This is a genomic window from Pseudomonas maumuensis (assembly GCF_019139675.1).
GTDB lineage: Bacteria > Pseudomonadota > Gammaproteobacteria > Pseudomonadales > Pseudomonadaceae > Aquipseudomonas > Aquipseudomonas maumuensis.
In genome coordinates this window covers 1,385,616-1,402,681 of record NZ_CP077077.1, presented here as the reverse complement: position 1 = coordinate 1,402,681, position 17,066 = coordinate 1,385,616, and the positions used below count along the sequence as shown (strand labels likewise).

The 17,066-nt window shown below is 61.8% G+C and carries 21 protein-coding genes; 2 read left to right on the top strand and 19 right to left on the bottom strand.

Features of this window, described 5'->3' with window-relative positions; translation table 11 throughout:
* Window positions 1-30: 30 nt before the first annotated feature.
* From queC to KSS90_RS06425, 17 genes are all read right to left on the bottom strand, one after another.
* Window positions 31-705: a 7-cyano-7-deazaguanine synthase QueC gene (gene queC / locus KSS90_RS06505; protein ID WP_050704481.1), complete on the bottom strand. Its 675-nt coding sequence runs from the start codon at window positions 703-705 to the stop codon at window positions 31-33.
* Window positions 706-715: 10 nt separating this feature from the next.
* Complete coding sequence (gene queE, locus KSS90_RS06500; protein ID WP_050704519.1) at window positions 716-1,363, bottom strand: 7-carboxy-7-deazaguanine synthase QueE; 648 nt, start codon at window positions 1,361-1,363, stop codon at window positions 716-718.
* A gap of 160 nt (window positions 1,364-1,523) precedes the next feature.
* Complete coding sequence (gene ybgF, locus KSS90_RS06495) at window positions 1,524-2,333, bottom strand: tol-pal system protein YbgF (RefSeq protein ID WP_217868661.1); 810 nt, start codon at window positions 2,331-2,333, stop codon at window positions 1,524-1,526.
* Window positions 2,334-2,339: 6 nt separating this feature from the next.
* Window positions 2,340-2,837, bottom strand: a complete 498-nt coding sequence (pal, locus tag KSS90_RS06490; RefSeq protein WP_008090230.1) for a peptidoglycan-associated lipoprotein Pal — start codon at window positions 2,835-2,837, stop codon at window positions 2,340-2,342.
* A gap of 54 nt (window positions 2,838-2,891) precedes the next feature.
* On the bottom strand, window positions 2,892-4,142 hold the full coding sequence (gene tolB / locus KSS90_RS06485; protein WP_046856761.1) for a Tol-Pal system beta propeller repeat protein TolB: 1,251 nt from the start codon (window positions 4,140-4,142) through the stop codon (window positions 2,892-2,894).
* A gap of 47 nt (window positions 4,143-4,189) precedes the next feature.
* Window positions 4,190-5,266, bottom strand: coding sequence for a cell envelope integrity protein TolA (gene tolA / locus KSS90_RS06480; protein WP_046856762.1), 1,077 nt, complete (start codon window positions 5,264-5,266; stop codon window positions 4,190-4,192).
* Window positions 5,266-5,718 (bottom strand): protein TolR, encoded by a 453-nt coding sequence (gene tolR, locus KSS90_RS06475; RefSeq protein ID WP_023628694.1) that lies wholly within the window; start codon window positions 5,716-5,718, stop codon window positions 5,266-5,268. Before tolR ends, tolA begins: the two co-directional genes overlap by 1 nt.
* 14 nt (window positions 5,719-5,732) lie before the next feature.
* Window positions 5,733-6,428: a protein TolQ gene (gene tolQ, locus KSS90_RS06470; protein WP_023628695.1), complete on the bottom strand. Its 696-nt coding sequence runs from the start codon at window positions 6,426-6,428 to the stop codon at window positions 5,733-5,735.
* Between the two features lie 2 nt (window positions 6,429-6,430).
* Window positions 6,431-6,883 carry a tol-pal system-associated acyl-CoA thioesterase gene (gene ybgC / locus KSS90_RS06465; RefSeq protein ID WP_023628696.1) on the bottom strand — a complete coding sequence of 151 codons (453 nt, stop codon included), beginning with the start codon at window positions 6,881-6,883 and terminating at the stop codon, window positions 6,431-6,433.
* A 125-nt stretch (window positions 6,884-7,008) separates the two neighbouring features.
* Entirely contained in the window at window positions 7,009-8,055 is a 1,047-nt protein-coding gene (ruvB, locus tag KSS90_RS06460; protein ID WP_023628697.1) for a Holliday junction branch migration DNA helicase RuvB, read from the bottom strand.
* Window positions 8,052-8,669, bottom strand: coding sequence for a Holliday junction branch migration protein RuvA (gene ruvA, locus KSS90_RS06455; protein ID WP_046856764.1), 618 nt, complete (start codon window positions 8,667-8,669; stop codon window positions 8,052-8,054). The genes ruvB and ruvA overlap by 4 nt, the downstream gene beginning before the upstream one ends.
* A 108-nt stretch (window positions 8,670-8,777) precedes the next feature.
* The gene (gene ruvC, locus KSS90_RS06450; protein ID WP_023628699.1) at window positions 8,778-9,302 is read right to left on the bottom strand and encodes a crossover junction endodeoxyribonuclease RuvC; all 525 of its coding nucleotides are present in this window, start codon (window positions 9,300-9,302) and stop codon (window positions 8,778-8,780) included.
* A 133-nt stretch (window positions 9,303-9,435) separates the two neighbouring features.
* On the bottom strand, window positions 9,436-10,188 hold the full coding sequence (locus KSS90_RS06445) for a YebC/PmpR family DNA-binding transcriptional regulator (RefSeq protein ID WP_217868659.1): 753 nt from the start codon (window positions 10,186-10,188) through the stop codon (window positions 9,436-9,438).
* Window positions 10,189-10,281: 93 nt separating this feature from the next.
* Window positions 10,282-12,057 (bottom strand): aspartate--tRNA ligase, encoded by a 1,776-nt coding sequence (gene aspS / locus KSS90_RS06440; RefSeq protein WP_217868657.1) that lies wholly within the window; start codon window positions 12,055-12,057, stop codon window positions 10,282-10,284.
* Window positions 12,058-12,151: 94 nt separating this feature from the next.
* On the bottom strand, window positions 12,152-12,373 hold the full coding sequence (locus KSS90_RS06435; protein WP_046856766.1) for an FmdB family zinc ribbon protein: 222 nt from the start codon (window positions 12,371-12,373) through the stop codon (window positions 12,152-12,154).
* An 89-nt stretch (window positions 12,374-12,462) separates the two neighbouring features.
* The gene (locus KSS90_RS06430) at window positions 12,463-12,789 is read right to left on the bottom strand and encodes a ribbon-helix-helix domain-containing protein (protein WP_217869748.1); all 327 of its coding nucleotides are present in this window, start codon (window positions 12,787-12,789) and stop codon (window positions 12,463-12,465) included.
* Window positions 12,790-12,975: 186 nt separating this feature from the next.
* A complete protein-coding gene (locus KSS90_RS06425) occupies window positions 12,976-13,449 on the bottom strand; it encodes a Dps family protein (protein WP_028690591.1) in 474 nt (157 codons plus the stop codon).
* A 280-nt stretch (window positions 13,450-13,729) separates the two neighbouring features.
* Between KSS90_RS06425 and KSS90_RS25710 the strand changes: the two genes are divergently transcribed.
* On the top strand, window positions 13,730-14,323 hold the full coding sequence (locus KSS90_RS25710) for a cold shock domain-containing protein (protein WP_302467766.1): 594 nt from the start codon (window positions 13,730-13,732) through the stop codon (window positions 14,321-14,323).
* 18 nt (window positions 14,324-14,341) lie between these two features.
* Here KSS90_RS25710 and KSS90_RS06415 read toward each other — a convergent pair whose 3' ends face one another.
* Together KSS90_RS06415 and KSS90_RS06410 are read right to left on the bottom strand one after the other, a co-directional pair.
* Window positions 14,342-14,554 carry a SlyX family protein gene (locus tag KSS90_RS06415; protein ID WP_046856768.1) on the bottom strand — a complete coding sequence of 71 codons (213 nt, stop codon included), beginning with the start codon at window positions 14,552-14,554 and terminating at the stop codon, window positions 14,342-14,344.
* A 2-nt stretch (window positions 14,555-14,556) separates the two neighbouring features.
* Window positions 14,557-14,976 (bottom strand): HIT family protein, encoded by a 420-nt coding sequence (locus KSS90_RS06410; RefSeq protein ID WP_217868656.1) that lies wholly within the window; start codon window positions 14,974-14,976, stop codon window positions 14,557-14,559.
* Between the two features lie 760 nt (window positions 14,977-15,736).
* Here KSS90_RS06410 and KSS90_RS06405 point away from each other — a divergent pair.
* Window positions 15,737-17,053: an OprD family porin gene (locus KSS90_RS06405; RefSeq protein ID WP_217868654.1), complete on the top strand. Its 1,317-nt coding sequence runs from the start codon at window positions 15,737-15,739 to the stop codon at window positions 17,051-17,053.
* Window positions 17,054-17,066: the final 13 nt, after the last annotated feature.

The window sequence follows — 17,066 nt, the reverse complement described above, 5'->3', positions numbered from 1 at the left end:
AAGAATTCAACACCCCATCGCAAAATTTTTTTAAAAATACCGAGTGGGGTCTTCTACACCGGCAGCCTTGAACCCATCGGCGCGCAGGCGGCAGCTGTCGCACTTGCCGCAAGCACGCCCGTCATCATCGGCCTGATAGCAGGAGACGGTCAGGCTGTAGTCCACGCCACGAGCGATGCCAGCCTGGACGATCTGCGCCTTGCTCAGGTTCTGCAGCGGCGCCTGGATACGGAAACCCTGCCCTTCCACGCCGGCTTTGGTAGCCAGGTTGGCCATGCGCTCGAAGGCCTCGACGAACTCCGGGCGGCAGTCCGGGTAGCCAGAGTAGTCCACGGCGTTGACGCCGATGAAGATGTCACGGGCCTCGAGCACCTCCGCCCAGCCCAGCGCCAGGGACAGGAACACGGTGTTGCGAGCCGGCACGTAGGTGACCGGAATCCCCTCGCTCGGCGCCTCGGGCACATCGATGCTGCTGTCGGTCAGGGCCGAGCCACCGATGCCATCGAGGTTCAGGCCGATCACCTTGTGCTCGACCACGCCCAGATCACGGGCCACCCGCGCCGCGGCGTTGAGCTCGGCGCGATGGCGCTGGCCATAATCGAAGCTCATGGTGTAGCACTGGTAGCCGTCGGCCTTGGCCATGGCGACCACGGTGGCCGAATCCAGGCCACCGGACAGTAGGATTACCGCGCGTTTGTCAGTCATGTCTTTCTCCTCAACGTCCGGGTTCGTCGTTCCACAGCAGCTTGTGCAGCTGCAGCTGGAAACGCACGGGCAGGTTGTCGGCGACGATCCAGTCGGCCAGGTCGGTGGCGCTCACCTGATGATGGCTGGGCGAGAACAGCACTTCACCGGCGCGCTCGGCCAGGTTGTACTGGATCAGCTTGGAAACCGCCCAATCGTAGTCCTCGCGGGAACAGATGACGAACTTGACCTGGTCGTTGCCGGTCAGCAGCTCGATGTTCTCGTAGCGATTGCGGTGAGACTCCTCGGAGCCTGGGGTCTTGAGGTCGACCACGCGGCTGACCCGGGTGTCGACGCCACTGATGTCGAGAGCGCCACTGGTTTCCAGCGACACGTCGTAACCGGCATCGCACAGGCGCTGCAGCAGAGGCAGCGCATTGGGCTGGGCCAGAGGCTCGCCACCAGTCACGCAGACGTAGCGCGGCTTGAAGCCGGCCACCTGCTCGAGGATGGAGTCGAGGGTGCGAATAGTGCCGCCACTGAAGGCATAGGCACTGTCGCAGTACTGGCAGCGCAGGGGGCAACCGGTCAGGCGCACGAAAACCGTGGGCAGCCCGGCCGTTCGCGTTTCACCCTGCAACGAGTAAAACACTTCGGTGATGCGTAATGTGTCTTGCATGATCGCCACGGGCGTGACAGCTGAACAGGCTGTCCGCCTCCGTCAGGCACTGTCGCGGACTCGACAAAGCGTTATCCGCAGCAGCGTGTTTACGAAAAAAGGGCCGTGATTCTAACGAAAAAACCCGCGACAAGCGCGGGTTTCTTCTTCAACGGGTCGTTCAGAGCTTTTGCAGGTCGCGTTGCGCCAGTTGCGCGGCGGAAGTGCCGGGGTACTGGGTGATGACCTGCTGCAGGATACCCTTGACCTTGTCGGTGTGGCCCATGCGGCGCTCGACATCGGCCAGCTTGTACAGCGAATCCGGCACCTTGCTGTGTTTCGGGTACTTCTGGCCGACCTCGGCGAACGCCTGGCTGGCGCCTTGCAGGTCGCCCTTGGCCAGGTTGACCTCGCCGAGCCAGTACTGGGCATTGCCGGCGTACTGGCTGTTGGGGTACTTGCGCAGGAAGGCGTTGAAGGCCTGGCTGGCCTTGTCGAAGTCCTTCTGCTTGATCAGGTCGAAAGCGGCGTCGTAATACAGCTTCTCTTTCGCCGGATCGCCCGGCTCGCTGCTCGCGGCCGGTGGCTGCGCGGCATTGGCGCCGGCGGCCGCACCCGTGGCTGCGCTGCTCGCGCCACCGGTGGAAGAATTGTCTGGAGTCGCGGCAGGCGCGGCACCGCTGCTGATGCGGCGGTCGAGATCCTGGTAGCGCTCGAGGTTTTCCTGCTTCATGCGCGACACATCGTTCTGCAGCTCTTCGATGATGCCTTGCTGGCGGGAAATTTGGTCCTGCATCTGCTGCAGCTGCATGAACAGCTGGCCATTTGCAGAAGCAGGGGCCGAAGCCCCTGCTCCGGCATAGGCGCCGCTCGTGCCATAACCCGCGGGTGGATAGCCACCCGCGTTGTCATCTACTACGGGAACCGCAGCCCACGCCGAAAGGGGCAGGCTGAGTGCGAGGACGGTTACAGCACGACGGCACATACGCATAGGAACTTACTTACGCAGTTCTACGCGACGGTTCTGAGCCCAGGACTGCTCGTCGTTGCCGGTGGCAACTGGACGCTCTTCGCCGTAGGAAACCAGTTCCAGCTGAGCAGGGGAAACGCCCTGCAGAACCAGGTAGCGCTGAACGGCCTTGGCACGACGCTCACCCAGAGCCATGTTGTACTCGCGGGTGCCGCGCTCGTCGGTGTTGCCTTCCAGGACAACGCGGTTGCCGTTGGACTTCAGGTCCTTGGCGTGAACGTCCAGAGCGCGCATGGCTTCTGGCTTCAGGTCCGAGCTGTCATATTCGAAGTAGAAGGTGGTGATTGCGCGCAGGGCGGCTTCTTCGCTCAGGGAACCGTCAACAGCGCCAGTGTTGGCACCGTAGCCAGCGTTCGGATCAACAGCGCCTTCACCAGCGTTGTCGCCGCCTTTCGAGGAGCAACCTACAGCTACAGCCATGGCCAGAGCCAGCGCAGCGAATTTACCAAACTTCAGCATTTCCATCGTGAAACTCCTAATGAAACCCCAGTGTGTTAAGCAAAACGTGTTACGCCGCAATCAGTTCAGGTAAGGGGACCAGGACGGTTCTCTGACTTCGCCTTGAGCGGTAGGAAGTGGGAGCCTCACGCGGCCGTTAAGCGACACGAGCATCAAGACTCCCCGGCCCTGCTGGCGGGTGGCGTAGATTAGCATGGTGCCGTTTGGCGCAACAGTGGGAGACTCATCAAGACTGGTCTCGGAGAGAATCTTTACACTTCCACGTTGCAGGTCCTGCGCGGCCACCTTGAAGTTGGTGAAACCCTGCTGGCGATGGATCATCACCAGGGTCTTTTCATCCGCCGACAGTTTCGGGTTGGCGTTGTAGTTGCCCACGAACGTCACGCGCTCGGCACCACCGCCACCGACCGACTGCTTGTAGATCTGCGGCTTGCCGCCACGGTCGGAGGTGAAGTACAGGGTGTTGCCATCCTTGCCCCAGAACGGCTCGGTATTGATACCTGGGCCGGCGGTGACACGGGTGATCTGGCGCGAAGCCACGTTCATTACATAGATGTCCGGGTTGCCGTCTTTCGACAGCACGAACGCCAGGCGCGAACCGTCAGGCGACCAGGCAGGCGCGCCGTTCAGGCCTTCGAAGTTGGTGATCTGCTCGCGGCGACCGGTATCGATGTGCTGGATGAAGATGCGCGGGCGCTTCTGCTCGAACGAGACATAGGCGATACGCTTGCCATCCGGCGCGAAACGCGGCGACAGGATCGGTTCACGCGACTGCAGCAGGGTTACTGCACGGGCACCGTCGTAGTCCGAACGCTGCAGGGTGTAACGGGTGTTGTTGGTCGAGAAGCGCTCGGCGGTCACGTACAGCATGCGAGTGGAGAACGCACCCTTGATGCCGGTGAGCTTCTCGAACGACTGGTCGGCGATGTAGTGCGACATGTCGCGCAGCTGGTCGACGCCGCCGGCCACGCTGCCGGTCAACACCTGCTGCTCGGTGGCAACGTTGAACAGGGCGTACTGCACCTGCAGGCGACCACCGGCCGGCACGATGCTGCCGACCATGACGTACTGGGCGCCCAGCGCTTTCCAGTCACGGAAGATCACTTCGCTGGCCTGGCTTGGCTGGCTGATCATGTTCTGCCGCGGGATCGGCGCGTAGTAGCCGGAGTTGCGCAGGTCGTTGCCGATGATATCGGCCATGTCTTCCGGCAGCACGCTGCCGCCCTGGACACCGAACGGCACTACCGCAATGGGAGTTGCCCGGTCGCTACCGCTGGTGACCAGGATGTTCTTTTCCTCTGCCATCGCCATGCCTGCCACGCAGCAGAGCAAGACCAGGAGTCCTCTCAGACGTTTAATCACAACGCTAGATCCTCAGGTGTAAATGTCATCTTGAATGAACGATACGGATTGAACTCGTTCGGCTTCAAGCCCTGCATTTCGGTCAACCGACCAATGTTCTTCACCGCGGCCACGGCCGAGCTGTCGAACGGACCGTCGCCACTGGATTTGGCCACACTCACATTGGTGAGGGTGCCGTCCGGCAGCATGTTGATCTGCAGAACTACCGTCATGCCCTTGCGCGCGGATGGCGGACGCGCCCAACCTTCGGCCGCGCGCATGCGAATCAGGTCGTCGAAGTCGCCGGCTACCTGGTCACCCTGCTCGTCGGCCAGCGCCTGCTGCCGCTCGGTGGTGTCGGACAACAGCTCGGCGAGTGCCTGGGCCTTCTTGTCTTCCGCCGCCTTGCGGGCCGCTTCCTGTGCCTTTTTCTTCTGGGCGTCTGCCGCGGCCTTTTTCTTGGCCTCTTCAGCTGCCTTCTTCTTCGCATCCTCGGCCGCCGCTTTCTTCTTGGCGTCCTCGGCTGCTTTTTTCTTCGCGTCTTCGGCGGCTTTCTTCTTCGCCTCTTCCGCGGCCTGTTTCTTGGCTTCTTCCTCGGCCTTCTTCTTGGCCTCGTCCTCAGCCTTCTTCTTGGCGATATCGGCCTGTTGCTTTTCAGCGGCCTTCTTCGCTTCCTCGGCTTTCTTGGCCTCGGCGGCTTTCTTCTGCTCGGCAGCCTTGGCGGCGTCTTCGGCTTTCTTCGCCTCGGCGGCTTCGCGAGCCTCCTCGGCCTTTTGAGCGGCGTCGGCTTTCTTTTGTTCCGCGGCCTTCACGGCCTCCTGCTCGACCTTCTTCTGCTCCAACTGCTCGACCTCGGTCTGGCGCGAAGCGGTCTTCTTGGCCTCCCCGGCAATCTTCTGATTGGTCTGGGTGGTCGCCTGGCTCTTGGACTTGAGCTGGTACAGCGTGGCCTGGACGATAGGCTTGGAGGGCGGCAGCTCGGGCGTCATGGCAAAGCTGACGAACAGCATGCCGAACACCAGCACGTGCAGTGCAATGGCCCAGACACTGGGCCAGAAGTAGCTTTCCGAGGCGGATGGCTCTCGCTGTTGCATCAGGGCGCCTCGGTAATCAGGCCAACGTTACCGACACCGGCCTTCTGCAACCCGCCCATGGCGCCCATCACCGCACCGTAGTCGACAGCCTTGTCGCCACGGATGAAGACCTGGGTCTGCTTGCCCTGGTCACGACCGGCGGCGATGATCTTGGTCACCGCGCTGGTCATTTCCGGCAAGGTCATGGCCTTGTCCATCTGCTTGTCGGTGTCGACTTCACTGCCGAGGTTCCAATAGTAGGTCTTGTCGGCCTTGATCGAGATGGTCAGGACTTGGACGTTGTTGTCCTGCGGCAGGGCTTCGCTGGAAACCTTGGGCAGGTCCACCTTCACGCCCTGGTTGAGCATCGGGGCGGTCACCATGAAGATAACCAGTAGCACCAGCATCACGTCGATGTAGGGCACCACGTTCATCTCGGCGACCGGCTTGCGTTTGTGGCGAACTCGGGCCATGGGTTTCTACCTGATCACTCTTCGCTGGTGTGTACTTTGCGGTGCAGGATCGCCTGGAACTCGTCGGCGAACGTGTAGTAGCGCCCGATCAGCACTTCACTGCGCGCGGCAAAACGGTTGTAGGCGATAACGGCCGGGATCGCGGCGAACAGGCCGATCGCCGTGGCGATCAGTGCTTCGGCAATGCCCGGTGCTACGGTGGCCAGGGTGGCTTGCTGGGCGCTGGCCAGGCCACGGAAGGAGTTCATGATGCCCCATACGGTACCGAACAGACCGATGTACGGGCTGGTGGAACCGACGGTGGCCAGGAACGGCAGGCTCTGCTCGAGCTTTTCTTCCTCGCGGGAGATGGCCACGCGCATGGCACGCCCTACCCCTTCCATGACCGCGTCCGGATCGACACCTGGTTGCTGGCGCAGGCGCGAGAATTCCTTGAAGCCGGCACGGAAGACCTGCTCGACACCCGAGTCCGGGTCCGGGTTGCTGCCCGCCTGGCGGTACAGCTTGGACAGGTCGATGCCCGACCAGAAGCGCTCTTCGAAAGCGTCCAGTGCACGACGACCGGCGCGCAGCATGGTGCTGCGCTGGAAGATCATGATCCAAGAGGTCACCGAGGCTGCCACGAGGGTCAGCATTACCAGCTGAACCACGACACTGGCATTGGCGACCAGGCTCCACATGGAGGTATGGTCGACGACGTTTGCTTCCACGCTTATTCTCCTGCGTTCGATTGAGTACCCGTGCCGTCCGCCAGGAAGGCGTCGCGCAGTTCTGGGGGAATGGCCCGGGGTTTGAAAGTGTCGGCGCGCACGGCGGCCACCAGGAACTGCCCCTCGCAGAGCAGCACTTCATCCTTTGCTCGCCACACCTGCTGCACGAAGCGCAGGCTGGCACGATTCAATTCAAGTACTTGCGCGGTTACCCGCAACTCGTCGTCCAAGCGGGCCGGCGCGTGATAGCGCGCCTCGCTGGAATGGACCACGAACAACAGGTTGTCCTGCGCCAGCTGGGCCTGGGAGAACCCCAGGTGACGCAGCCGCTCGGTGCGCGCGCGCTCCATGAATTTGAGGTAGTTGACGTAATACACCACGCCACCGGCGTCGGTATCCTCGTAATAGACGCGACAGCGGTGTGCGAACGGTTCCAGCCCATTTTGCGCGCGCATACTCTAGTGCTTACTCCTGTGCTTGCCAATCCACGGCAACAACTGTTTTTGCATCGATAATGTCGTATTGCCAGCGAGCCCAGGGCATGCCAGCGGTAGGACCACGAAAATGCCGATTCGATCTGTCATTCGTCGTCTTGCGCTGCATATTCCCCACCCTCGCAGAAGCGCCCGGGGATGTTCAGGCCAAAATGCAGGTAGGCGTGCCGGGTGACCACACGGCCCCGCGGGGTACGCATGATATAGCCCTGCTGGATGAGATAGGGCTCGAGCACGTCCTCGATGGTGTGGCGCTCCTCGCCGATCGCCGCGGCAATATTGTCGAGCCCCACCGGACCACCGTCGAACTTCTCGATCATGGTCAGCAGCAGACGCCGGTCGGAGTGATCGAAGCCACGCTCGTCGACATCCAGCAGGTTCAGCGCCATGTCCGCGACCGCCTTGGTGATCTCACCCTTGCCACGGACTTCGGCAAAGTCGCGTACCCGCCGCAGCAGGCGATTGGCGATCCGCGGCGTGCCACGCGCCCGGCGGGCGATCTCGAATGCGCCCTTGTCGTCCATGGGCAAGCCGAGGATGCCGGCCGAACGGCTGACGATGGTCGCCAGGTCTCTGTCGCTGTAGAACTCCAGGCGCTGGACGATACCGAAGCGATCACGCAGCGGGTTGGTCAGCATGCCGGCGCGGGTGGTGGCGCCGACCAGGGTGAACGGCGGCAGGTCGAGCTTGATCGAGCGCGCGGCCGGGCCCTCGCCGATCATGATGTCCAGCTGGAAATCCTCCATCGCCGGATAGAGCACTTCCTCGACCACCGGCGATAAGCGGTGGATCTCGTCGATGAACAGCACGTCATGCGGCTCGAGATTGGTCAGCATCGCCGCCAGGTCGCCGGGCCGTTCGAGAATCGGGCCGGACGTGCTCTTGACCGACACGCCCATCTCATGGGCGATGATGTTGGCCAACGTGGTCTTGCCCAGGCCCGGCGGACCGAAGATCAGGGTGTGATCGAGCGACTCGCTGCGCCCACGCGCGGCCTGGATGAACAGCGACATCTGCTCGCGCACCACCGGCTGGCCGATGTACTCGTCCAGGCTCAGCGGGCGGATCGCACGATCCTGGACCTCTTCGCGGTCGCGTCCGGAGGCGGCGATCAGGCGGTCGGTCTCGATCACTTGGTAATCATCCCTTTGAGGCTGCGACGGATCAGTTCCTCACTGCTGAGGTTGGCCTTGCCCTCGATGGCGGCGATCGCCTTGCTGGCTTCCTGCGGCTTGTAGCCCAGCGACACCAGGGCGCTGACCGCATCGGCCTCGGCGTTGGAGACGCTGGCCACTGGCACCGGGCCGTCGGACACCAGGGCGAACATGGCCGGCGAGGTTTCCCAGGCCTTGAAGCGATCCTTGAGCTCGACCAGAAGGCGCTCGGCGGTCTTCTTGCCGACACCGGGCACACGCACCAGGGCCGAGGCATCCTGGGCCTGGACGCAACGCACCAGCTCATCGGCCTCGAGCCCCGACATCAGCGCCAGCGCCAGTTTCGGGCCAACGCCATTGAGGCGGATCAGCTCACGGAACAGCTCGCGCTCACGTTTTTCGAAGAAGCCGTACAGCAGGTGGGCGTCTTCACGCACCACCAGATGGGTGTGCAAGGTCACGGTCTCGCCCAGCTTGGGCAGGCGGTACAGCGTGGTCATCGGCACTTCGAGCTCATAGCCCAGGCCGTTGACGTCGATAATCAAGTGCGGCGGCTGTTTTTCCGCCAGGGTGCCACGCAAACGTCCAATCACGTTCCGATCCTTCCTCTCGGGCGCCGGCCGAAAACCGGTCCACCCTATCAGCAAAACCGCCGGGTGAGTGCGCCACCCGGACAAAATGTGTATCACCGCATGAAGCGGTTACAGACGCAAGCGTCCACCACGACGCCGCGCCGTCGCCAACCCGTGGGGGATGAGACTGGAGCGGGTATGGGCATGGCACAAGGCGATGGCCAGGGCGTCGGAGGCGTCGATCTGCGGTTTTTGGGTCAGCTTGAGCAGGTGCATGACCATCATCATCACCTGCTCCTTGTTGGCGCCGCCGGTGCCGGCCACGGCCTGTTTGACCTGGCTGGCGGTGTATTCGGCGATCTCAAGGCCCGCCTCGGCCGCGGCGACGATGGCCGCCCCCCGGGCCTGGCCAAGCTTGAGCGCCGAATCGGCGTTGCGCGCCATGAACACCCGCTCGATGCCCATGGTCACCGGCTCATGCTGGCGGATGATCTCGCTGACACCGCGAAAGACGATCTGCAGACGCTCATGCAGCTCACCGCCGCCAGTGCGTATACAGCCCGACGCCACGTACTCGCAGCCACGGGCAGTCTGGCGGACCACGCCAAAACCGGTGATGCGCGAGCCGGGGTCGATACCAAGAATGAGAGTCATAGCGCCTATAAAGGTGTGCGAATTTTCCGGCCTTATCGCGGGACAAGCCCGCTCCCACAAAGACTACACCGCAATCTGGCGCAGGCCTTGTGGGAGCGGGCTTGCCCCGCGCTACAGCCGATAGACGAAACGATCAGCCCAGCGTTTCCATGATCTCATCAGAGATCTGTGCGTTGGAGTAGACGTTCTGCACGTCATCCAGATCCTCGAGCATGTCGATCAGCTTGAGCACCTTCTCCGCGCCGTCCTGGTCCAGCTCGGCGCTGGTGGTCGGCTGCATCACGATCTCGGCGTCGGACGCCTTGAAGCCGGCCTCTTCCAGGGCGTTGCGCACGGCATAGAAGCTGTTGAACGAGGTGAACACGTCAAAGGAGCCGTCGTCGTTGACCACCACATCGTCGGCATCGGCCTCCATCGCGGCTTCCATCAGCGCATCCTCGTCCACCTTCAGCTCGGCAGCGAAGCTGATCTGCCCCTTGCGCTCGAACAGGTAGGCCACCGAACCGTCGGTACCGAGGTTGCCGCCGCACTTGGTGAAGGCATGCCGCACGGCCGCGGCAGTTCGGTTGCGGTTGTCGGTCATGGCTTCGACCATGATCGCCACGCCGCCCGGGCCGTAACCCTCGTAGCTGAGCTCTTCGACGTTGTCGCTTTCGTTGGTGCCGGCACCGCGGGCCACGGCGCGGTCGATGATGTCGCGGCTCATGTTGGCACCCAGGGCCCTGTCCAGCGCCAGGCGCAGGCGCGGGTTGGACGCCGGATCACCACCACCTTGCTTGGCAGCGACGGTCAGTTCGCGGATCCATTTGGTGAAGATCTTGCCTCTCTTGGCATCCTGGCGTTCTTTGCGGTGCTTGATGTTCGCCCACTTGGAATGACCGGCCATAACGACTCCAAATCCTTGAAACAGAAACAGGTTCCGCCCCGAAGGGCGGAACGCGTGAATACATGGGCGCAACAAGTGCGCCCGTGGTCGAGGTTACTCGACCTTGGTCTGCTCGCGCAGACGGATGTGCAGCTCGCGCAGGGCCTTGGCGTCGACCAGGCCCGGGGCCTGGGTCATGACGCACGCGGCGCTCTGGGTTTTCGGGAAGGCGATCACTTCACGGATCGACTGGGCGCCAGTCATCAGCATGACCAGGCGGTCCAGACCGAAGGCCAGGCCACCGTGAGGCGGCGCACCGAACTTCAGGGCGTCGAGCAGGAAGCCGAATTTCTCTTCCTGTTCCGCCGCCTCGATGCCCAGCAGACGGAAGACCGCCTGTTGCATCTCTTTGCGGTGGATACGGATCGAACCACCACCCAGCTCGGTGCCGTTGAGCACCATATCGTAGGCACGCGACAACGCGGTGGCCGGGTTGGCCTCCAGCTCCTCGGGAGAGCACTTCGGCGCGGTGAACGGGTGGTGCAGCGCGGTGAAGCTGCCGTCTTCGTTCTCTTCGAACATCGGGAAGTCGACGACCCACATCGGCGCCCACTGGCAGGTCAGCAGCTCGAAGTCGTGGCCCAGGCGAATACGCAGCGCGCCCAAGGCTTCGCTGACGATCTTGAACTTGTCGGCACCGAAGAACACGATGTCGCCATCCACGGCGCCTACGCGATCGAGGATGTTGTTGAGGTTGGCCTCGGGAATGTTCTTGACGATCGGCGACTGCAACCCCTCGACACCCTTGGCACGCTCGTTGACCTTGATGTAGGCCAGGCCCTTGGCACCGTAGATGCCGACGAACTTGGTGTACTCGTCGATCTTGCTGCGCGGCATGCTGGCGCCGCCCGGCAGGCGCAGGGCGGTGACGCGGCACTTCGGATCGTTGGCGGGGCCGGCGAAGACCTTGAAGTCGACATCCTTCAGTTGGTCGGCGACGTCGACCAGTTCCAGCGGAATACGCAGGTCCGGCTTGTCGGAACCGTAGCGGCGCATGGATTCTTCGAAGGTCATGTGCGGGAACTCACCGAACTCCAGGTCCAGCACTTCCTTGAACAGTTTGCGGATCATGCTCTCGGTGAGGCCCATGATCTCGGACTCGTCGAGGAAGCTGGTCTCGATGTCGATCTGGGTGAATTCCGGCTGGCGGTCGGCACGCAGGTCTTCGTCGCGGAAGCACTTGGCGATCTGGTAGTAGCGGTCGAAGCCGGCGACCATCAGCAGTTGCTTGAACAGCTGCGGCGACTGCGGCAGGGCGAAGAAGCTGCCGGCGTGGGTGCGGCTCGGCACCAGGTAGTCACGCGCGCCTTCAGGAGTGGCACGGGTGAGGATCGGCGTCTCGACGTCGAGGAAGCCGTTCTCGTCGAGGAAGCGACGGATGCTGCTGGTGATGCGCGAACGCAGGCGCAGCTTGTCGGCCATTTCCGGGCGACGCAGGTCGATGAAGCGGTAGCGCAGGCGGGTTTCTTCGCCCACGTCGGAGTATTCGTTCAGCGGGAACGGCGGGGTCTCCGCTTCGTTGAGCACGGTCAGCTGGTAACCGAGGATCTCGATGGCGCCGGAGGCCATGTTGGCGTTCACTGCGCCATCCGGGCGCTTGCGTACCTTGCCGGTGATCTGCACGACGTATTCGCTGCGCACGCGGTCGGCGGCGGCGAAGGTTTCGGCGCGATCCGGGTCGAACACGACCTGGGCCATGCCTTCGCGGTCACGGATATCGAGGAAAATCACCCCGCCGTGGTCGCGGCGACGATGGACCCAGCCGCAAAGGGTGACTTCCTGGCCGTCCAGGGACTCGTTCAGTTGGCCGCAATAATGGCTGCGCATCATGGTCGTGGTTTCGCTTCTCGTGATTCGTATGTTCGGTGGAGGTCTTGGCCGCCCAAGGGGCTAATACTGCAAGACCTGGTCGGTGCAATTCAACTCAGTCGGCCTTGTCGCCGCCTGCCAGATTCTTTTTCGCCCCGGTCTTGAAATCGGTCTCGTACCAGCCGTTGCCGCTCAGGCGAAAGCCGGGGACCGACAGTTGCTTCTTCAATGCCGGAGCCTGGCACGCCGGGCAATCGGTCAGCGGCGCGGCACTGATCTTCTGCAACACCTCCATGCGGTGTTCGCAGGATGCACATTGATAGTCGTAAAGGGGCATGGGTGTCTCTCGTCAACCACATCGCACGCTGCCCAAGGCAGCAAAGAGCGGGATTATATATGGTTAAGGAGTGCTGTGCAGCCCGGCGATCAGTGCATGTCCCGCGCATCCTGCAACCAGGCGACGCAGATCACCCGGACCAGCCCGCTGAAATTCCTCACCCCACCATGGCGCAGATGTACCTCGCGGTCCACATAGGAAAGCACCGCGCTCACCGAACAGCGATTGGCCTGGGCGATGCGCTCCAGGATGCGCCAATACACCACCTCCAGACGCAGACAGGTGGCAAAACCGTTAAGCCTTACCGAGCGCGACACAGGCCCCGCCTGCGCCATGTCGAAATCCCGCCTGAACGGATCGATGCGGGGACTGCCCGCGCCCTGCCTGCTCCTTGCATTACCGTCACCACCGCGCATCGGGTTGTCCACCGCACCGCTCCATCAACACGAAACCACTCCGCCATTCGCCGTGCGAACGGATCCTCGTGCCTCATGAAGCGCCAACCGACCTTACGGATAGCAGCGGCAAAGCCTTCCCCGCAAACACGCGAGCCCGCCACCACTGAAGGTGTCGGGCCCGGTTTTATTGGGGTCAAGCGGTAATCAGTTGCCGTCGAGCAGAACCCGAAGCATCCACGCCGTTTTCTCATGCACCTGCATGCGCTGGGTCAGCAGGTCGGCGGTCGGCTCGTCGCTGACCTTGTCCACCACCGGGAAGATACTGCGGGCGGTACGCACCACAGCCTCCTGCCCCTGCACAAGCTGGCGGATCATTTCCTCGGCAGGCGGCACGCCTTCCTCTTCCTTGATCGATGAATGGCGGGCATAGAAAGCATAGGAGCCCGGCGCAGGGAAGCCGAGAGCACGTATACGCTCGGCAATCGAGTCGACCGCCAGCGCCAGTTCGTTGTATTGCTCCTCGAACATCAGGTGCAAGGTACGGAACGACGGACCGGTGACGTTCCAATGGAAGTTATGGGTTTTCAGATACAGCACATAAGTATCCGACAACAGGCGGGACAATCCATCGACGATGGACTTGCGATCTTCTTCACTGATACCGATATCGATTGCCATGAAGCTCCCCTTTCCATAAGGCTTGATCATCAAGCGGGCAGCAAACACTCTAACAAGAGTTGCCTGTCGGCGCATGCGGCACAAGGCAGCATGGACAGCCGCCGGCGCCAATCGGTTTGAGAAGCCCCCGCCTTTGCTGTTAAATAGGCAGCGTGCCACCCGTGCGGATTGTCAGTGCCGGGTGCATAGGCTGGACCGCCACGTTTTCGCGCCTACCGTTCACGCGCACCGTGCGACCAGCTCATCCTGTGATCGGCCTTATCAACGTGAGCCAAACCCAATGTTCAAGATCGTCCATCTGGTGACGGGCGTGGCGGCTTTGCTGCTATCGCTCATACCCACCCTGAAAACTGACGCGACACCCTTCCTGCAACAACCCGAGGCTGTCTACCTGGCGCTGCTCGGCCTGCTTAACCTGGTGATCGCCCCCGTACTGCCGCAATACTACAAAGGCATGCGCCAGCAGCTGCAACACGCCGCCAGCATCCTGCTGGTCGTGGCCGTGGTACTGCAGATCCTCACCCTGCTCGCTCGCCCAGAGCTTGGCAACCTGCCAGCACTGGCCTGCGCCGTCCTCGCCAGCGTGCTGCACCTGGTAGCCGGCTTCGTTCGCGGCACGCGAAAGGCCCGCGCCAGCCAAGGCAATCCGCAGGACGCCGGCCAGCGCGATACCGGTACCGTTAAGTGGTTCAACACCTCCAAGGGCTTCGGTTTCATCTCCCGCGATTCCGGTGACGATATCTTCGTGCATTTTCGCGCCATCCGCGGCGAAGGCCACCGGGTGCTGGTCGAAGGCCAGCGCGTGGAGTTCTCGGTGATGCATCGCGACAAAGGCCTGCAGGCCGAAGACGTAGTCGCCGTCGCGCGCCGCTGAACCTTTGTCGCCGCCGTCTCAATAGTGAGGCGGCGGCGCTTCCTCTTCTCCGCCGCCCTGCTGGCCGGCCATTTCCTCATAGCGCTTGATCAGCTCCGCCATCTGCAATTGCAAGCGCTCGATCACTCGACTCTGTTCGACAATCACATCATTGAGCGCCTGCAAGCTGTCATCCTGAAAGGCCTGGCGGGTCTCCAGCTCGATCATGCGCATTTCCAGTTCCTGCGACATCCTCAAGCCTCCTTGAAGCTCTCGCCCAGTAGCGCGCGCACTTGCTGGCGAATAACGTCGAGCTGTTCCTGGGTGTAGCCGATGGCCGCTACCTTGCCCCAAACCGGGGCGGGCCAGGCTGCATCGCCGCGATGGCGCACGATCACATGCATGTGCAGCTGGCTGACCACATTGCCCAAAGCCGCGACGTTCATCTTGTCGGCGGCGAAGGCATCCTTCAACGCCTCGGCCAGGGCACCCGTCTCGACCCACAACTGCTGCTGGTCCGCGTCCTCGAGTTCGAACACTTCGGTGATATCGGCGCGACGCGGCACCAGAATGAACCACGGATAGTTGGCATCCTTGCTCAGCAGCAGGCGGCACAGCGGCAGGTCGCCCAGTACCAGGGAATCTTCCTGCAGGCGTGAATCGAGGGTGAACACGGCAAACCTCCTTACTAGCGATACAGCCCTTCCAATCGGTCGGGCACAGGTGCGCAAGGATACTCCGCTTCGGCCTTCACCACATCCGCCGACACCGGGCGAGCCGTGTGTAGCACGCGAATGACAACATCAACGCCCCGCCTCGGTAACACTCCGCTACTTTTCGCACCAAAATGATGCCGCTCGTCAGAACGCCACCCCACATCCGTCACATAAAACAGCCAGGATAAACAATCGTCGGTAACACCTTGACTTGGAAGGCAGCTTCACACGCGAACCCAAAGCATGACCGTGAGCCACCGCCAAACCGGTCGCAGCCCATGTTTGCGGAGGTTTTCCAACCCCTTCCGGGGTGAATGTGAAAATTTCATCAACCGTTCGCAATTTTGAGCACGCTTGTTGCATTCGTTTCACGCCAAGTCGGCACGACCCCTGCATTGCCGGGTGAACGCGACAAATAACAACAGCGGCATCGGATAAACCAGGGAGTTTCACAAGCCGTACTTTGTATTTATACAAAAATGACGGTTTCGAGACAGCGCTGGCGTTGTACGCCTTTATATGACAGGCGTGATTTGCGACATGGAGACAACTGACAGCGACATGGCCATAAAGTTACCGAAAGGTTGTTCTGCCCATATCGCCAAGAATAGTCAGCGTGATATACATTTTCGCCGACATAACAAGAAAGAGCCGGCCCTATAACTAAAACACTTGGGTGCGGCGGTACTCTTCCTAAAAACCAAAGGAGCAAATCACGATGCGCGTGATGAAGTGGAGCATGATCGCCCTGGCCGTAGCGGCAGGGACTTCGCAGCTGGCTGTCGCCTCGTCGCAAGACGAGTCCAAGGGTTTCGTCGACGACAGCAAGCTGAACGTGAAAATGCGCAACCTGTATTTCAGTCGCGACCGCCGCAATGACGACCGTGATCCGGACACCGGCGCACGTCAGAGCCGTCAAGCCGAGTGGGGTCAAGGCTTCATCGGCACCTTCGAGTCCGGCTTCACCCAAGGCACCGTCGGCGTTGGCGTCGACGCCATCGGCCTGCTGGGCATCAAGCTTGATGGTGGCCGCGGCACTACCAACACCGGCTTGTTCCCGGTCGACTCCGAAGGCCGCCCGGAAGATAACTACTCCAAGGGCTACGGCGCAGTAAAAGCCCGCATCTCCAACACCGTGCTGAAATTCGGCGGCCAGTTCACTGCGCTGCCAGTCTTCGCCACTGATGACAGCCGTCTGTTGCCTGAAGCCGCCGAAGGTTTCCTGCTGACCAGCAAGGAAATCGAGGGCCTTGAGCTCAACGCGGGGCATTTCACCCGCCTCGACGCACAAGCCCAGAGCTACAAGGACAGTATCCGCGGTCGCAACGATGCGGGTATCAAGAACGGCGGCCTGACCGAGGCGAACATCTTCGGCGGCACTTACGCCATCACTGACGGACTGAGCACCAGCCTCTACTACTCCAAGGTCGAAGACTACTGGCGCAAATACTACGCCAACGTGAACTGGGCAGTACCGCTGTCCGATAAACAAGGCTTGGTATTCGACTTCAACATCTACGACACCAAGAGCAGCGGTGCCGCCAACGTCAAAGCGTTCGATGGCGACAAGCTCGACAACCGGGCCTTCAGCCTCTCGGCCGCCTATAACGTAGGCGCGCACACCTTCACCCTCGCCTACCAGAAGGTCACCGGCGATGGCGACTACGCTTACGGCATCGACGGCGGCGGCACAGTGTTCCTGGCCAACTCGATTGCTCGCTCCGACTTCAACGCCGAAGACGAGAAATCCTGGCAAGCCCGCTACGACTTGAACTTTGCCGAGTACGGCATCCCGGGCCTGACCTTCATGACTCGCTACGCTCGCGGTAGCGATGCCAACGTTGCCGGCACCACCAACGGCAAGGAATGGGAACGCGATATCGACATCAAGTACGTACTGCAGGAAGGACCTGCCAAGGATCTGAGCTTCCGTGTGCGCCAAGCCACCTACCGCTCCGCCGACGGTGTCTACTACGGTTCTCCGTCGCTGGACGAACTGCGCCTGATCGTCGAGTACCCGCTGAGCATCCTGTAAGCCTGTGCTTGCA